The 14,497-nt window shown below is 60.8% G+C and carries 15 protein-coding genes; 1 reads left to right on the forward strand and 14 read right to left on the reverse strand.

Annotated elements, in window-relative coordinates:
- Positions 1-9: 9 nt before the first annotated feature.
- From J5J09_RS03100 to J5J09_RS03155, 12 genes are all read right to left on the reverse strand, one after another.
- Positions 10-648 carry a 5'-methylthioadenosine/S-adenosylhomocysteine nucleosidase gene (locus J5J09_RS03100; protein ID WP_208548233.1) on the reverse strand — a complete coding sequence of 213 codons (639 nt, stop codon included), beginning with the start codon at positions 646-648 and terminating at the stop codon, positions 10-12.
- Positions 645-1,094, reverse strand: coding sequence for a PaaI family thioesterase (locus tag J5J09_RS03105; protein WP_208548234.1), 450 nt, complete (start codon positions 1,092-1,094; stop codon positions 645-647). Before J5J09_RS03105 ends, J5J09_RS03100 begins: the two co-directional genes overlap by 4 nt.
- A gap of 67 nt (positions 1,095-1,161) precedes the next feature.
- Positions 1,162-1,614, reverse strand: coding sequence for a TspO/MBR family protein (locus J5J09_RS03110; protein ID WP_208548235.1), 453 nt, complete (start codon positions 1,612-1,614; stop codon positions 1,162-1,164).
- 36 nt (positions 1,615-1,650) lie between these two features.
- Positions 1,651-2,742 (reverse strand): DUF1513 domain-containing protein, encoded by a 1,092-nt coding sequence (locus J5J09_RS03115; RefSeq protein ID WP_208548236.1) that lies wholly within the window; start codon positions 2,740-2,742, stop codon positions 1,651-1,653.
- Between the two features lie 2 nt (positions 2,743-2,744).
- Positions 2,745-3,857, reverse strand: coding sequence for an imelysin family protein (locus tag J5J09_RS03120; protein WP_208548237.1), 1,113 nt, complete (start codon positions 3,855-3,857; stop codon positions 2,745-2,747).
- Positions 3,857-5,380, reverse strand: a complete 1,524-nt coding sequence (locus tag J5J09_RS03125) for a di-heme oxidoredictase family protein (RefSeq protein ID WP_208548238.1) — start codon at positions 5,378-5,380, stop codon at positions 3,857-3,859. The genes J5J09_RS03120 and J5J09_RS03125 overlap by 1 nt, the downstream gene beginning before the upstream one ends.
- A gap of 46 nt (positions 5,381-5,426) precedes the next feature.
- Complete coding sequence (locus J5J09_RS03130) at positions 5,427-6,701, reverse strand: imelysin family protein (protein ID WP_208553009.1); 1,275 nt, start codon at positions 6,699-6,701, stop codon at positions 5,427-5,429.
- Between the two features lie 136 nt (positions 6,702-6,837).
- Positions 6,838-8,127, reverse strand: a complete 1,290-nt coding sequence (locus J5J09_RS03135) for an RsmB/NOP family class I SAM-dependent RNA methyltransferase (protein WP_208548239.1) — start codon at positions 8,125-8,127, stop codon at positions 6,838-6,840.
- A 76-nt stretch (positions 8,128-8,203) separates the two neighbouring features.
- On the reverse strand, positions 8,204-8,566 hold the full coding sequence (locus tag J5J09_RS03140) for a septal ring lytic transglycosylase RlpA family protein (RefSeq protein WP_246745780.1): 363 nt from the start codon (positions 8,564-8,566) through the stop codon (positions 8,204-8,206).
- Between the two features lie 375 nt (positions 8,567-8,941).
- Positions 8,942-9,832: an SDR family oxidoreductase gene (locus J5J09_RS03145; protein WP_208548240.1), complete on the reverse strand. Its 891-nt coding sequence runs from the start codon at positions 9,830-9,832 to the stop codon at positions 8,942-8,944.
- A complete protein-coding gene (gene queG, locus J5J09_RS03150) occupies positions 9,829-10,989 on the reverse strand; it encodes a tRNA epoxyqueuosine(34) reductase QueG (protein ID WP_208548241.1) in 1,161 nt (386 codons plus the stop codon). Before queG ends, J5J09_RS03145 begins: the two co-directional genes overlap by 4 nt.
- A gap of 11 nt (positions 10,990-11,000) precedes the next feature.
- Positions 11,001-11,693, reverse strand: a complete 693-nt coding sequence (locus tag J5J09_RS03155; protein WP_208548242.1) for a glutathione S-transferase family protein — start codon at positions 11,691-11,693, stop codon at positions 11,001-11,003.
- 159 nt (positions 11,694-11,852) lie between these two features.
- On the opposite strand from J5J09_RS03155, the gene J5J09_RS03160 reads away from it, so the two are divergent.
- On the forward strand, positions 11,853-12,659 hold the full coding sequence (locus J5J09_RS03160; RefSeq protein ID WP_208548243.1) for an undecaprenyl-diphosphate phosphatase: 807 nt from the start codon (positions 11,853-11,855) through the stop codon (positions 12,657-12,659).
- A gap of 368 nt (positions 12,660-13,027) precedes the next feature.
- Here J5J09_RS03160 and J5J09_RS03165 read toward each other — a convergent pair whose 3' ends face one another.
- Together J5J09_RS03165 and J5J09_RS03170 are read right to left on the reverse strand one after the other, a co-directional pair.
- Complete coding sequence (locus J5J09_RS03165; protein ID WP_208548244.1) at positions 13,028-14,005, reverse strand: complex I NDUFA9 subunit family protein; 978 nt, start codon at positions 14,003-14,005, stop codon at positions 13,028-13,030.
- 101 nt (positions 14,006-14,106) lie between these two features.
- Positions 14,107-14,394 carry a DUF1330 domain-containing protein gene (locus tag J5J09_RS03170; protein WP_208548245.1) on the reverse strand — a complete coding sequence of 96 codons (288 nt, stop codon included), beginning with the start codon at positions 14,392-14,394 and terminating at the stop codon, positions 14,107-14,109.
- Between the last annotated feature and the right edge of the window lie 103 nt (positions 14,395-14,497).

The following is a 14,497-nucleotide window of genomic DNA, read 5'->3' on the forward strand; positions in this document are numbered from 1 at the left end:
CCGCGCGGCCTACAGCCCGAATATGCCATCTTCAAGAGCTTCGAACAGGCTATCAAGAGCAAGAGCAAGCTTCTGATCGACGACATGGAGATATTGCCTCCAGTCATCGACATGCTTCAGGTCGTGGCGCCCGTCCGAGATACCTCTAAGGCCGATCAGAGGCAGATTGAAGGCATGACAGGCGCGCAGCACCGCAAATGTCTCCATGTCGACCATGTCCGCGTCGATCGCCTTGTAAGTCTCTCCAGATACTATATTGGCGCCTGTCGACAACGTCGCGGCGGGAAGCTTCGGAATGCGCAGCGGCAGCTCGACAGATGCCGGCAGGTCGAGAAACGGGGTGTGACCCTTGGGAAAACCAAGCGGGGATGCGTCCATATCCCGGTATGAGACGGCGCTCACCTGGTACACTTCCGTCTGTTCGAGGATGCTGGAGCCTGCCGAACCCAGCGATACGACCAGATGAGGCGGTTCCTTTTGTGCATCCAGCGCGGCGAGCGCGCGCGTCAGTTTGACGGCCGCCTCGACCGGGCCGACGCCGGTCATCAGCGGATCGATCCGCGACTTGAGGAAAGGGCCGTACTCTGCTTCGACGGCCATAACGAAGAGGATATCCTTGCCGCCGACGGATTTGATTTCGAACGTCATTCGCTGATCCCTTCGCGGCCTCGGATCACCATCAGCGTGCTCGTCATCGAGGCGATCAGTTTTGCGGGGCCATCGCTGACGGCGTAGCCACGGCCGTCTGCGACGATGATTGTCGAGCCCGGCTTGGTGATCTCGCCGCGAAACAGGAACCGCTCGCCACGTCCTGGCGACATGAGATTGACCTTGAATTCGATGGTCAGGATCGAGGCTTCCGGTTCGATCAGTGTGTAGGCGGCATAGCTGCAGGCACTGTCGAGCGCGGCGGAAATCACGCCGGCGTGGAGAATGCCGTGTTGTTGGGTGAGCTTCATATCGAAAGGCAACTCGATTTCGACCACGCCCGGGGTCACACGTGTCAATTCCGCCCCGAGGGTGCGCATTGCGCCCTGACGCTCGAAGCTCCGGCTGATCCGCTCGTGGAAGTCGCCGTGGCCGTTGTCGATCATGATCTGCCCCTTTCGCGGCCGCGAAATTGGCACGCTGCCGAGATGGCTGCAAGATGCGCGGAACCAATCAGTTGAGGATCAGGATCGAAAGATTGAGAAGGGCCGCAAATCCGACCCAGGCGGCATAAGGCAGGAAGAGATAGGAGGCAGCACGGTCGATCCGCCGGGCAAGCACGATGAAAGCGATCACCGCCACCAACATGGAAAGAACCACCACCAGGCCAAGTGCCGGGCTTTGCAGCCTGAAGAAGGCCGGAGACCAGAGAAGGTTGAGGACAAGCTGGCCAAACCACACCTGCATCGCTGCGGAGGCCGGCGCTTTCAGCCATATCCGCGCACCGGCGATACCGATCATCACATAGAGCGCCGTCCACACAGGTCCGAACAGCCAGGCGGGCGGGTTGAAAAAGGGCTTCTCCAGCGTCGCGTACCAATCGCCGGGCGGATTGATCAGGCCGGAAAACATTCCCAGTCCGACGACGATTACGATGAAGGCGATATAGGTCAGAATTGGTTTCATGGCGACGAGATAGGGCGTTGTACCTGATCTCCAAGGTCAAGCAGGCTGGGAAAGGCGTGCGATGTGCTGATCGAACGCGACGGGGAGATGCACTGAGCCAAAATTACCGCGGTAGCTGGACACGACGAAATCGTGTCCGCCAGCGGCGATACCGGCCGCGTCGGGTAGACGCGTCCGTTCGATGACCCGACCGCTCTTGGCATCAAGTGTCACCGCGAGCCCGCCCTTCGGCGAGGTTGCGCCCACAAGTCCACGCTGCCGGTTGACGGCTATAGCTCCGACATAGTTGGCGAGGCCGGCGGTGATTTCATCCGGAAGATCGACGAACTGGAGATCTTCCCCTTTGGAAAAATGGCCGATGAGGGGCGGCAGGTCATTCCTTGGCCCTTCATATTGGCAGGCGAACCAGATGGCACCGTTTGCAGCCAGAGAGATATGGCGGGTGGAAAGCTGGCGCAGCCTGTCCGGAAGGGTATGCTTTTCGATCAGCCGCCCGTCGTTGGCGTCGATCAAGGCGAGCGATGGCTCCATCCGATCGAGATTGAGCTTTGTTCGGCCGAACTCCGGCCTGGTTTCGATCCCGCCATTCGCGGCAATCAACATGGTGCCGTCGTCACTCACGGAAAGATCGTGCGTTCCGATCCCGTAGGCGTCGAACTCTGCTATGCGTCGAAAGCCGTCATCAGCGTCATAAACGCCGATGACGCCGCGATTGCCCTCGAAATCGTTCTCGCTGGCATAGAGACGGCGCCCATCCGGCGAAAAACAGCCATGGCCATAGAAGTGACGCCCATCGACGGATGTGAGGATGACGGGGTTTGTGCGCTCGTGGCTGTCAATGGCCATGGCAAACGTGCCGGGCCGACGCGCAAACGCGACGGTCATTCCAGTAGTCACGCTATAACAGAGGCCATGAACGCGACCGGGAAGGTCGATCTGTGCCACGAACGCGCCCTGCTCGCTCATAAGGGCAAGCCCGAACGTGCCGTCGGGTGCGCGATATCCGGACGCGTAGACGGCGTCGCTGCGCTCCAGCGCGAAGGCACCCCGGGCGGACAGTGTTGAGGCGAAAGCAACACCCGCCGCTCTCATGAAGCTGCGCCGGTCGATCAAGGCTCCCCTCACCATCGTCAGTCTCCGTCAGAAAAGGAGAAGCCCGCTCCAAGGCCGATCGCGCCGCCATAGCCATCGTTGAGACGGACGATGAGATCGCGACTGTTGAGCAGCAGAAAGTCGAGCTTGGCGCGCGGCTTTTCTGCCGAGACGGCCTGGTCGACGGCGGGATCGATATCCTGGCTGATGCGGATCAGGGATTTCAGCACGAAGTCGATCGAGGTGACGATCGACCGGACGCCGGGATCCAGCAAATCGGCCATTCCGGCACCTTTGAGCAGCATGTCCAGGCCCGTGAGGTTTTCCGAGATCGAGACGAATGTCAGGCCAGATCGCCAGTAGATCGCCTGTTTCGGAAAGGCGGCCGCATCCGGGCCCCTGTAGAAGGTCTCCAGTCGCTGGTCCCGGATCGCTTCCGCGCCATGGACCAGAACGCCGAGCAGCCCGGTCACCGCTTCCCGTGCGTCCCGGTAGACCGGGTTATCAGGTCCGGGCGCTTTCCATGCTGCCGATACTCCCTGCGGATCGTCCCAGGCGGTCGTCAGCTCGGAGCCGAGGCGCACGAGATTGCCGGCAATCGCCTTCCCGTAGCGGCAGCGATAGCTGTCGGGCGTCCCAGTCAGTTCCTCGTTGCCGGTGCCGTAAAGGATAAATTCGAGGGCGCCGAGGCCCTGCATGGCAACGCTCTTGTCTTTGAGCGTCTCGACCGAGGTCGTCGTCTCGTCATTCTTGGCAAGTGCTGCCTGCACCTGCTTGAGGCCGGTGCTTTTGCGGTCGGGGTAGAATAGGATGCGCTCGAAACGGTTTTGTTCGATCACGGGCCCGACACGCACGATCTCGATGCGCGACCAGGACCGGACGGTTTCCTCGAAGCCTTGCCGGGCCTTGCCGAGTGTTTCATCGTCGGGCGTGGCGCAAAGGGCGGCCATATCCGTCTCGAGGATCCGCGCCGACTCGAGGAAGGCGTGGTAGCCGGGCCTGATGAAGCCGTCGACCGCTTTCTCCATGACGCCAGGTACGGCCGTCTCGTCGAGCGAGGGGACAAAGGCATCTCCTTCCTGCGCTACGGCCGGAAGCGCCAGCAGGATACCGGCCAGCAGAGCAAAGGATCGTTTCGGAAAGGGCCACATCAGAGGGACTCCAGAAATGAGATGAGGTTTGCACGCGTGCTGGTGTCCATAAGGGCGAAGGCATCGCGGGCAGCCTGGGCTTCCCCACCGTGCCAGAGGATGGCCTCTGCAAGGTTGCGGGCTCTGCCGTCATGCAGGAAGAACGTATGGCCATTGACCCGGTCGGTCAAACCGATGCCCCAGAGCGGCGGGGTGCGCCATTCGCGGCCGCTTGCATCCCCGACCTGCTGGCCGTCGGCGAGACCCTCGCCCATGTCGTGCAGCAGAAGATCGGTATAGGGCCAGATTAGTTGAAAGGCATGGGCCTTGTTGTCCGCCCGCCGGCTGGTGACATATTTGGGCGTGTGGCAGCTGATGCAGCCAGCCCTGTAAAAGGCGGCCTTCCCCGCCAGGACGCTGTCATTGTCGACATTGCGCCGGGCAGGAACGGCAAGGTTCTCGGAGTAGAACGTGACGAGGTCCAGAACGGGATCGGGAGCCTCGGTGTCTCCAAGGCGGGTTTGCACGCCGGTCGGCATCGCCAGGCACGCCGACTGCGCATCGGTGCAGTCGCCGAAGTGGCGGGGCGCATCGGGGCTCGATATGCCGATATCGCCGGCGAAGGCGCTGGCGCTCTGATCCCGAACGGATGCGTTCTGCGCCTTCCAGCCGAAGCGGCCGAGTTTGAGTTCGCCACTTCGATGATCGCGGGCCCGCGCGGCCCGCCCTGAGATGCCGTCTCCGTCCACGTCCTCCGGGTCGGCTTTGGCAAGGATGTCGCTCTCCGCGATCGCCTGCAGCAGTCCCATACCGATCATCGGATTGGCGATCCGGGGCGACAGCGTCGTTTCTTCGCCGATTGGACCGTAGCCGAGGTTGGAGACACCATAGCTTGGCCTTCTGAGGGAGACGACCGAGCCATCGCCTAACGTTACGGCAACCTCCTCGTAGCGGATCGTCATCTCGCCTTCGGATGCAAGTCCGGGTACGGCCATATCCTGGAATTGGCTGCCATAGACCGCGTCCGGGAAGTTCACGACATCGAGATTGTCGAGCGCCTGTCGTTCCGCTTCGGTTCGCGCTGGACGGGCAAGACGCAGGAACATCGATGTGGCGTCGGCGCCACCTTCCGGTGGATGCCCGCGGCCGTCCTTCAAATGGCAATTCTGGCAGGCCCGTGCATTGAACAACGGTCCGAGACCGTCTGAGGCCTGAGTGGAGGAGGGGGAGGAGACCCACAGCTTGCGAAAGAGCGCGTTGCCGAGCTTGAAAGTCTCTTCTTCCGCAAAGGTGATATTGGTCGAAAAGTGCGAAAACGCGTCGCTGCTCAGTGGATGCCGCGAGGTACCGGCACCGCCCTGCATGAGTTCGAAGGCTTCCGGTTTGCTGAAATCGGTGGTCGGCCGTGTTACGCGTTCGACGCGTGCTGCGTCCTTGGGCGTGAGATCGCTCCGGTGCTCCAGGGGCTCGGCCCCTATGGCTGAAGGAACGAAAAGCGATCCTGCTAGAAGCAACACAAGGCGGTGGCAGAGGATGCCGGTCATGTGAAGTGTCGGGCTGCCGGATCGCACCGGCAGCCCGCCTTTTTTCTTATTGGAAGACCGCCTCAGGATTATCAAGGCTGTCGGAACCTTCAAGCTCGATCGTGCCAAGGTCCAGCGACGCAATGACGCGTTCGATGGTCTTGGTCTGGTCGATCAGGCCATCGATGGCTGCCTGAACGGTGGCGTTGCCTTCCGCATTGCCTTCGCCGATCATCTGGTCATAGGCCTCGACGGTCTCGGCACGATTTGCCATCGCGTTCATCGCGTCCAGGGTTTTCGTCAGCTTGGCCTTCATTTCCGTATCGAGGGCAGCATCCTTTGCCGCGACAAGTTCGGAGAGCGACGGTCCGGTCATCTTCGAGCCGTCGGCGCGAACATATTCACCGATATAGGCCGACTGGATGCCGACGGCATCGTTAAGATGCGAGGCATGCGTGTTGTCGGAGAAGCAATCGTGCTCCTCTTCCGGATCGTGAAGCAGGACGCCGAGCTTCATGCGCTCGCCGGCGAGCTCGCCGTAGGAAAGCGAGCCCATGCCCGTAAGAATCGCGCTGATCCCGGCTTTCGGATCCTCCGTCACGGCCTTGGTCGCCTCACCTTCGGGCTGCCAGGCTGCGACCATTTCTTCCAGGTCGGAAACCAGAAGCTCCGAAGCGGCCTTCAGATAGGCGGCACGTCGATCGCAATTGCCACCAGTGCAATTGGTCGTGTCGAAATCCGTGTAGGGTCTCGCGCCGGCGCCCGGGCCGGTACCGTTGAGATCCTGACCCCAGAGCAGAAATTCGATGGCGTGGTAGCCTGTGGCGACATTCGCCTCGATCTCACCGGCCTCGTGAAGCGTTTCGGAAAGCAATTCCGGAGTGATCTTCGAGGCATCGACGTCCTGGCCGTTGATCTTGATGGCCGGGTTGGCGATCACATTCGCGACGTAGAGCGTGTTCTGGTCGCTCTCCGTTCCATAAGAAGCGTCGACGTAGTCGATCAGGCCTTCGTCGAGCGGCCAGGCGTTTACCTTGCCTTCCCAGTCGTCAACGATCGGGTTGCCGAAGCGATAGACTTCCGACTGCTGGTAAGGCACGCGGGCCGCGATCCAGGCAGCCTTCGCGGCCCCCAGCGTTTCAGCGCTCGGCGCGGCGATCAGGGCGTCGATGGCAGCATCGAGGGACTTGGCCGTGGCCAGGGAGTCCTCGTATTTCGCCTGCGCCATGGCGGCATAATGCTTCACCACGGCATCGGGCGTCGTTTCGGCACGCGCCGGCGCGGCGAACACCACGGTCGCCGCGAGAAGCGCCAGGGTTGCGCGGACACTGCTTTTCCGGATCATGATCTCTCCTTCGACGCCGGAGCGTCACTGCGTTGAATGGCAGCCCTACTTGGAGCAAAAAGAAAGTAGTGTCAAATATTCCAGTATAGCGACGTTTCGTATGGACTTCCGTCAAATTCGTCGACGGGATCGCCTAAGCCCGCCGGCGCATGCGGCAGAAGAAAAAGCCATCCGTGCCCGTTCGCGCGGGGGTAAGGGTCAGGCAACCATCCTTGCTGGAATAGGGTTGGCGCGCGGTCGGCCCGAAAAGCTTACCCCAGCTTTCTTCGGCGGAGACGATTTCGAAGTCGCTGTTTCGAGTACAGAATTCGCGAACCTGTTGTCCGTTTTCCTCCGGTAGGACGGAACAGGTGACGTAGATCAGGTCACCACCTGGTCGGACATACCTGGATGCTTCCGCAAGCGCTTCGGCCTGCTGGCCGGTTCGCTCCTGCAGATTGCGGGCAGTCAGCCGCCACTTGGTATCGGGCCGGCGGCGCCAGGTACCCGTTCCCGTGCAGGGAGCGTCGACAAGGACCTTGTCTAGGCGTCCTTCAAGCGGCGCCAAAGCCTTGACCTTGTCGTGAACCTGCACGTTGTGCGTTCCGGCGCGCTTGAGACGTTCGATGATCGGAGCAAGCCGCTTGCTGTCCGCGTCGAAGGCGTGCACCTGCCCCTTGTTTTCCATCGCGGCGGCCATTGCCAGCGTCTTTCCGCCGCCGCCGGCGCAAAAGTCGAGAACTTTCTCGCCCGGGGTCACGCAGGTGAGGTCTGCCACAATCTGCGAGCCCTCGTCCTGAACTTCGAACCAGCCCTTCTGGAAGGAGAGTTCAGCGGTAACGTTAGGGAGGCGGGAAGGACCTTCTCCAGCCGGTATGCGCATGCCGAAACGCGCGATCGGCGCCGGTTGGGCGCCCGTGTCATGGAGCGCCTTCAAGACCTTGTCCCGGCCTGCCTTCAGCGTGTTGACACGAAGGTCGAGCGTCGGGCGTGTGGCAAGGGCCTGAGCCTCGGAAAGCCAGTCGCTTCCGAACTCCGCCTGGAACGACGGCAGAAGCCATTCAGGGATATCCGCCTGGATATGCGGTGCCGCTTCGCCGAGTGTGCGCTGGAAGAAGGCTCCACCGGTGAGCGCCAAGGGCATGGCCGGCGCGTAGTTGTCGCCTTCCAGCGCCGCGGCGAGCGTATCGTAGGAATAACCCCATTGGCGGATGAGAACGGCATAGCCCAGTGCGAGAGGACTGTCGTCATCCATAAGCCAGGCATGGGACAGTTTCATGCGAAGGGCATCGTAGACGATGTTGCCGATGGCGGCCCGATCGCCGGAACCCGCGAAGCGGTGCGACAGGCCCCAGTCCTTCAGGGCATCGGCGACAGGGCGCCTGCGGGCTTCGATATCGCCCAGGACTTCGATTGCTCCGGCCAGTCGTCCGCCCAGTCGCATGGATCACGCACTCCTTGTCAAAGCTCGCGTCCTAAAGCCGAAAAGGCTCCATAGCAAGGGAGCCTTCAGTAGAGCCTCAGCCGAGGATTTCGTAGCAGACCTTAGCATGACCCGAACGGACCATGCCGATATTCTGCGCGGCCGCCTTCGAGAGGTCCAGAACGCGGCCGCGGATGAACGGGCCACGGTCGTTGATGCGAACCACCACGCTTCGTCCGTTATTCTGGTTGGTAACCTTCACCTTCGTCCCGAAGCGCAGGGTCTTGTGGGCCGCTGTCATGAGCGCCGGGTTCATACGTTCACCCGAAGCAGTCTTCGAGTGAAGGGCATACCAGGAAGCACCGCCACAGGACGTTGCTGCCGATGCACTGTGGCTGATGCCTGCGGAAGCCAAGACAATCGTCACAGCGGTCAACATGAATTTCCGGATATTCGCCAATTCGTCTTCCTTCATCCTTGCGAGGAGCTTAATTTTGCAAGGTTCGGCTTGAATCGGTCGAAAAGTGGCAAAAACGTGCTAAGTGCGATCACGACATATTACAGGATGTAACATTCGTGATAATCGCGGGTGTGACTCGGAATGTCCGAATGAACAATATGTCGGACAAAAGAGCTGAAATTTCAGGCAGAAAACCGCAACTGAAATTAGGTTTCAGCGAACAGTGCCTGTTCACGAAAAAAATCGCGCCGATTTTGAAGGTTTATCAAAAAAGGCGGTGAAACGACCCTGAATAAGAGGAAAATCTTCCTCCGCATCCTTCCGGGTGGCGAGGGGGACGGGCCGTTAGGTTGGATGCGAAGGAAGATTTCAGGCTTAAAACGCGGTCTGCTGCGGTTTGTTCCAATTTTTTTTCGCCCACATGTCCGCGAGCGATTGCCGGTAGTTCGGGTGAGTGAACTTGAAGCCCATAGCTTTCAGCCGGGCGTTCGAGACCCGCTTGTTTTCGCCATAGAAAGATCGCGCCATTGGGCTGAGCTCGGCGCTTTCGAAGTCCTGCTCCGGAGGAGGCTCGATGCCCATCAGCCGCGCAGCTTCGGCAACCACATCCTGCGGGGGCGCGGGTTCGTCATCGGTGACATTGATGATGCCGTCGTAAAGCCGCTGCGCGAGAAAAGCCGTCGCGGTCGCGATGTCTTCCACGCGGATTCTGTTGAAGACCTGATCCTTCTTGACCAGACGACGGGCGGTGCCGTTGGCAAGGTTCACGAAGCCGTTTCGGCCGGGCCCGTAAATGCCCGACAATCGCAGGACCGACAGCGGAATCCTCTGCCCTGCGGCCAGCGTTTGCCAGGCCTGCTCAGCCTCGACGCGCTCGACCGAGCGATCCGACACAGGTCGGCAGGCCGTGTCCTCGTCGACCCAGGCGCCTTTATGGTCGCCGTAAACGCCCACGGTCGAAAGATAGGCGATCCATTGGAGGCGGGGCAGAAATCTCTTCGGCTCGTTGTCAAAAAGGCGGATAAGCGGGTCGCCGTCCCTACCGGGTGCGATCGACTGCACGAGATGCGTCACGTCCTTCATGTGCTCAAGCAAATGATCGCCGATCATCGCACCGTCAAAAACAACCGGACTTATCCCGGCTTCGGTCAGCTGTCCGAACCGGCTCGCTGACCGCGTGGTACCGACGACCGGAATACCTTGCGCTGCAAACAGCGCGCCGATTGCGGTGCCGGAATAGCCCGCGCCAAAGATAGCCACCTTCATGTTCTGTGTTCCTCTGTAGTCCACTCGTCCCTCACCATCCCATCTTCGTCCTCGCCCCGGCTTTGTCTAAGATCGTCCCACTCGGACGCTGGCAACAAACATCGCAAGGCCCAGACGGCTGCCCCACGCACCAGAGGCGAAGCATCGTCGAGCAGCGCCAGGCAGGCAGGTGCGAACGCACTTTGTCCTGAGTTGCCGGCGGCGATCAGAACGTTCCGGATGAAGCGGTCGCGCCCGATACGCTTGACGGGCGAGCCGGAGAAGAAACTCCGGAACGCTTTATCGTCAAGCGTGAGAAGGAAAGCGATATCCGGCGCCTCCAGATCGGGTCGAGCCCGCAGTTTCAATTCCCGTGCGGCCTGGGCGAATTTGTTCCACGGACAGGCCGCCAGACAGTCGTCGCAGCCGTAGATCCGGTTGCCAAGATGCGGGCGGAGTGCCTTGTCGATCGGACCCTTGTGTTCGATCGTCAGATAGGAAATGCAGCGCGTGGCGTCGATCTGGTAGGGGGCGGGAAACGCATCCGTGGGGCAGGCATCGAGGCAGGCCCGGCAGGAGCCGCAATGATCAACCTCCGGCTTGTCGAAAACGAGGTCCGCGGTGGTGAAAAGGCTGCCCAGGAAGAGCCAGGATCCAAACTCGCGACTCAGGAGATTGGTGTGTTTGCCCTGCCAGCCGATCCCCGCCGCCGCCGCGAGCGGCTTTTCCATCACCGGCGCCGTGTCGACGAAAACCTTCACGTCGGCACCGGTTCGCGCAGCAAAACGGGTCGCGATTTCCTTGAGCTTTCCCTTGATCACATCATGGTAGTCGCGATTGCGGGCATAGACGGAAATGGCCGCCTTTTCCGGATGCTCCTGCAGCGCCCTGGGATCGTTGTCCGGGCCATAGTTCATCCCGAAGAGCACAATGGAACGGACATCCGGCCAAAGCACCCGCGGATCGGCACGTCGTTCCCGCGTTTCGTCCATCCAGGTCATGGTGCCATGGCGGCCCGCCTCGAGAAATGCCTGAAGATGGGCCGGTGCATCTGGAATGCTGTCCGGGTGGGTAATCCGGCAGATGTCGAAGCCTGCCGCGGTCGCCTCGCTTTTCATGAGCGAGGTCAGGCGGTCACGAGTGGTGTCGCTCGCCTCGGACGGGGGCAATGGCGACATGTCCCCCTCCGTTAGAAGTCCAGATCCGCGTAATGGGATACCGGGGTCAGGCCGCGGATGCGTTCGGTCAACAGCGGGCGGAAGGACGGTCGCGACTTGAGGCGCTGGTACCAGTCCTTTGCCACGGGCGCCTCGGTCCACTCAATTTCCCCGAGATAATCGAGGACGGAGACGGAAGCGCCGGCTGCGAGATCGGCGTAGCTCAGCCGGTCGCCGGCGAGCCACGGCCGGGAGCCCGCGAGCCACGAGAGATATTTCAGGTGCTGGCGGATATTGCCGCGCGCCGTCCTCAGGACCTTGGAATCGGGCGCTCCTCCCCCGAGTGTCGGTGGCATCTGGAGCTTGTGGACCCGCTCGCGCACAAGAGGCCGGGTCACGTCCTGCTCCATCTTGTGCAGGAACCATTCCGTCAGTCTCCGGATTTCGGCACGTTGGAAAGGGTCTTCGGCGAACAGGCGACGGTCCCGCTTGAGAACGCCGTGGGTTTCGTCAATGAATTCGGAGATGACGAAGGCACCTGCAAGCACCCTCATGCTGTCGTCAACATACACAGGTAATGTGCCGGCGGGATTAAGCGACAGGAATTCCCGCCTCATTTCCCAGGTTTGCTCTTCCACGAGCTCGGCTTGAAAGCCGTATTCCGAGAGGACGAGCCGAATGAACCGTGACGCCGCGGACATCGGGTGGTGATACAAGGTGGGCATGACAACTCGAATTCGATCTTCTTTTGCCATCAACAGGCGTTACTGTCGCGGCGCCGCTGGCAATCGTTGCGGCATCCAAGCTATAGGTGCTCCTACCTCCCAATACAAGCGAATCGCGCCCTCCCGGCGGTTCGTACCCCAGCCCAAAGAGGAAGAAACATGGAAGACCAGTCGATTGTCAGTGCGCTGATTCTTGGCCTGATCGAAGGCTTGACCGAGTTCATACCGGTCTCATCGACGGCCCACGTGTTGCTCGCCGGTCACTTCTTGGGCTTTGAGTCGCCCGGGAATACCTTTGCGGTCCTGATCCAGCTCGGTGCGATCCTGGCGATCCTCACGGTCTACACGGCAAAACTCCTGCAAGTCGCGTTGTCTTTGCCAACAGACCCGAAGAGCCGTCGCTTCGTGCTGTCGGTACTGGTCGGCTTTTTGCCCGCAGCGGTGATCGGCGCTCTGGCGCACGGCTTCATCAAGTCCGTGCTCTTCGAGACGCCGATGCTGATCTGCGTCGTCCTGATCCTCGGTGGTCTGGTCCTGCTCTGGATTGACAGAGTGAAACTGGAGCCGAAATACACCGACGCGATGGATTATCCGCTGTCGCTTGCCTTCAAGATCGGCCTTTGCCAGTGCGTCGCGATGATCCCGGGAACGTCCCGTTCTGGAGCAACCATCGTCGGTGCGCTTCTGCTCGGAGCGGACAAGCGGTCAGCCGCCGAGTTCTCATTTTTTCTGGCCATGCCGACCATGGCAGGCGCCTTTGCGCTCGACCTCTACAAGAACCGGTCGGCTCTGACCTTCGACGACGGCGCAATCATTGCCATCGGCTTTGTCGCAGCCTTCGTTTCCGCGCTTCTCGTCGTTCGTTCACTCCTGAACTTCGTCTCGAAACGCGGATACGCACCATTTGCGTGGTGGCGAATTGCTGTTGGTTTTGTTGGGCTAATCGCCCTGCTGGCGGGACTTTAATCCCGCCTTCCCCAGCGCTCAATTGGCCGGCGCAATGGATGCGGTCGAGCAGGGATCTACCCCGTAGGCGGGAGCGCAGCCCTTTTTGGCGGCGACTGTCGTCGGCGCCACGAAGGACCCTGCGATGATGACCAGAGCCGCACACGCAAAAAAGAGTGCGATTGACTTGCCCATGTGCGATTGACCCTCAAGTTCTGATGAAGGCCCGATCGACAGGAGTGCCGATGGCCCGATTGTGTCGCGCTGTTTACGCATTGCTAACGAAAACATCAATAGCGTTTCTTGTTGAATCCGGCGTTAACGCAGCGCTGTATGCGGCTGCGTCTTTCCTGCAACGCAATACCCGTTGAGAAGGTTCCGACAGGCGGTCAGGCGGCCTTCCCGGAGCCGGTATATTGGCCGTGGGGGCGATACTGCACGAGGTAGGATGGCAGTATGGAAGCCAGCATTGTCGGCTGGATGCCGATGCCCTGCAGCGTCCTTCCTTCCTTGACCGCAGCCTCTGATACGACGTTGTCGCTCTTCAGAAGAGTAACCTGATCGCTTGTCAGAGGCGGATCGACGAATGGCACGAGGGAGGCAACGCTGCCAATCAACGAGGCGACGCCGAACGGCAGCGGCAACAGCGGTTTGCGCCGGTTGGTGGTTTCGAGCATCATCTCGAGACACTGCTTGAAGGTCAGAACTTCGCGCCCGCCCAGCTCGTAAATGCCCGGCGCCACGAGACCGTCAACGGACCGTGCGACGGCTTCCGCGACATCTTCGACGAAGACCGGCTGGAATTTCGTCTTGCCGCCGCCGACGAGCGGCAAGAAGGGCGCTATGCGTGCCATGGCCGCAAACTTATTGAAGAAGCCGTCTTCTGGTCCGAAGATGATCGACGGCCGCAGGATGATGGCATCCGGTTTCGTCGCCAGGATAGCGTCCTCTGCCCGACCTTTGCTGGCCGCATAAAGGGATTGCGACTTTGCGTTTGCGCCAATGGCGGACACATGGGTGAGGCTGGCGCCGGCGGTTCGTGCGGCTTCCGCCACGGCCCGTGCACCGAAATCCTGTACCGCGTCAAAACGGTTGCGACCGCTCTCGAACAGAATGCCGACGCAGTTGACCACATGATCCGCGCCACGCACGGCGGCATCGATAGACGACCGGTAGCGGAGATTGGCCTGGACGAAGGAAATCTGGCCTACGTTTCCAAGCGGCTGCAGAAAGCCGGCAAGGTCCGGTCGGCGCACCGCCACCCGGATCCGGTACCCGCGCTTTGCCAGAGCCCGGACCACATGACGCCCGACGAAGCCCGACCCGCCGAAAACAGTGACGAGCGGCGGAAGATTGGACAAGGTCATGGCAAGATCCCCGGTGTTGGAAGGCAGGAAGGCTCTACTCGCCGCTTCTTAGCCGAATCCCGGATCGAGGTGAAGCGGAAAGGCGGCGTAGCGACGCTTTGTCAGACGCCCTCGACGACCAGGATCTCGCCATCGGCAACCTCCTGCCGGATCTTGGCGGCGATTTGATATTCAGGCGAGTTGTAGCAGTCGACCGCAGCCTGAAGCGACGGAAATTCAACGACGACATTGCGCGCCCTGGCTGGCCCTTCAAGGACTTCGACCTTGCCGCCCCGCGCTAGAAAGTTCGCGCCATATTTTTCGAAGGCTGGCTTGGCCGCAGCAACGTAGTCCTTGTAGCGCTCGGTGTCGCGGACATCGACTCGCGCAATCCAGTAACCCTTGGCCATGTCGTCCTCTCCGTTTTTATGGTCGACGCGGTTTTGGGATAAATCACCTGTGCGGTCAAGATCGTTCATCCCGGAGTTAGATTTGAACCGATAGACTGCGAAT

The sequence above is a fragment of the Ciceribacter sp. L1K22 genome (assembly GCF_017599385.1).
Classification (GTDB): domain Bacteria; phylum Pseudomonadota; class Alphaproteobacteria; order Rhizobiales; family Rhizobiaceae; genus Allorhizobium.

Bases quoted from the DNA above. Each gene is read 5' to 3' on its own strand.
- J5J09_RS03135 (WP_208548239.1), bottom strand. From the start codon at position 8,127: ATGCGACTGGGCGGACGACTGGCCGGAGCAATCGAAGTCCTGGGCGAT.
- J5J09_RS03160 (WP_208548243.1), top strand. From the start codon at position 11,853: ATGGAAGACCAGTCGATTGTCAGTGCGCTGATTCTTGGCCTGATCGAA.
- J5J09_RS03155 (WP_208548242.1), bottom strand. From the start codon at position 11,693: ATGCCCACCTTGTATCACCACCCGATGTCCGCGGCGTCACGGTTCATT.
- J5J09_RS03115 (WP_208548236.1), bottom strand. From the start codon at position 2,742: ATGGTGAGGGGAGCCTTGATCGACCGGCGCAGCTTCATGAGAGCGGCG.
- J5J09_RS03170 (WP_208548245.1), bottom strand. From the start codon at position 14,394: ATGGCCAAGGGTTACTGGATTGCGCGAGTCGATGTCCGCGACACCGAG.
- J5J09_RS03125 (WP_208548238.1), bottom strand. From the start codon at position 5,380: ATGACCGGCATCCTCTGCCACCGCCTTGTGTTGCTTCTAGCAGGATCG.
- J5J09_RS03110 (WP_208548235.1), bottom strand. From the start codon at position 1,614: ATGAAACCAATTCTGACCTATATCGCCTTCATCGTAATCGTCGTCGGA.
- J5J09_RS03165 (WP_208548244.1), bottom strand. From the start codon at position 14,005: ATGACCTTGTCCAATCTTCCGCCGCTCGTCACTGTTTTCGGCGGGTCG.
- J5J09_RS03120 (WP_208548237.1), bottom strand. From the start codon at position 3,857: ATGTGGCCCTTTCCGAAACGATCCTTTGCTCTGCTGGCCGGTATCCTG.
- J5J09_RS03100 (WP_208548233.1), bottom strand. From the start codon at position 648: ATGACGTTCGAAATCAAATCCGTCGGCGGCAAGGATATCCTCTTCGTT.
- queG (WP_208548241.1), bottom strand. From the start codon at position 10,989: ATGTCGCCATTGCCCCCGTCCGAGGCGAGCGACACCACTCGTGACCGC.
- J5J09_RS03145 (WP_208548240.1), bottom strand. From the start codon at position 9,832: ATGAAGGTGGCTATCTTTGGCGCGGGCTATTCCGGCACCGCAATCGGC.
- J5J09_RS03105 (WP_208548234.1), bottom strand. From the start codon at position 1,094: ATGATCGACAACGGCCACGGCGACTTCCACGAGCGGATCAGCCGGAGC.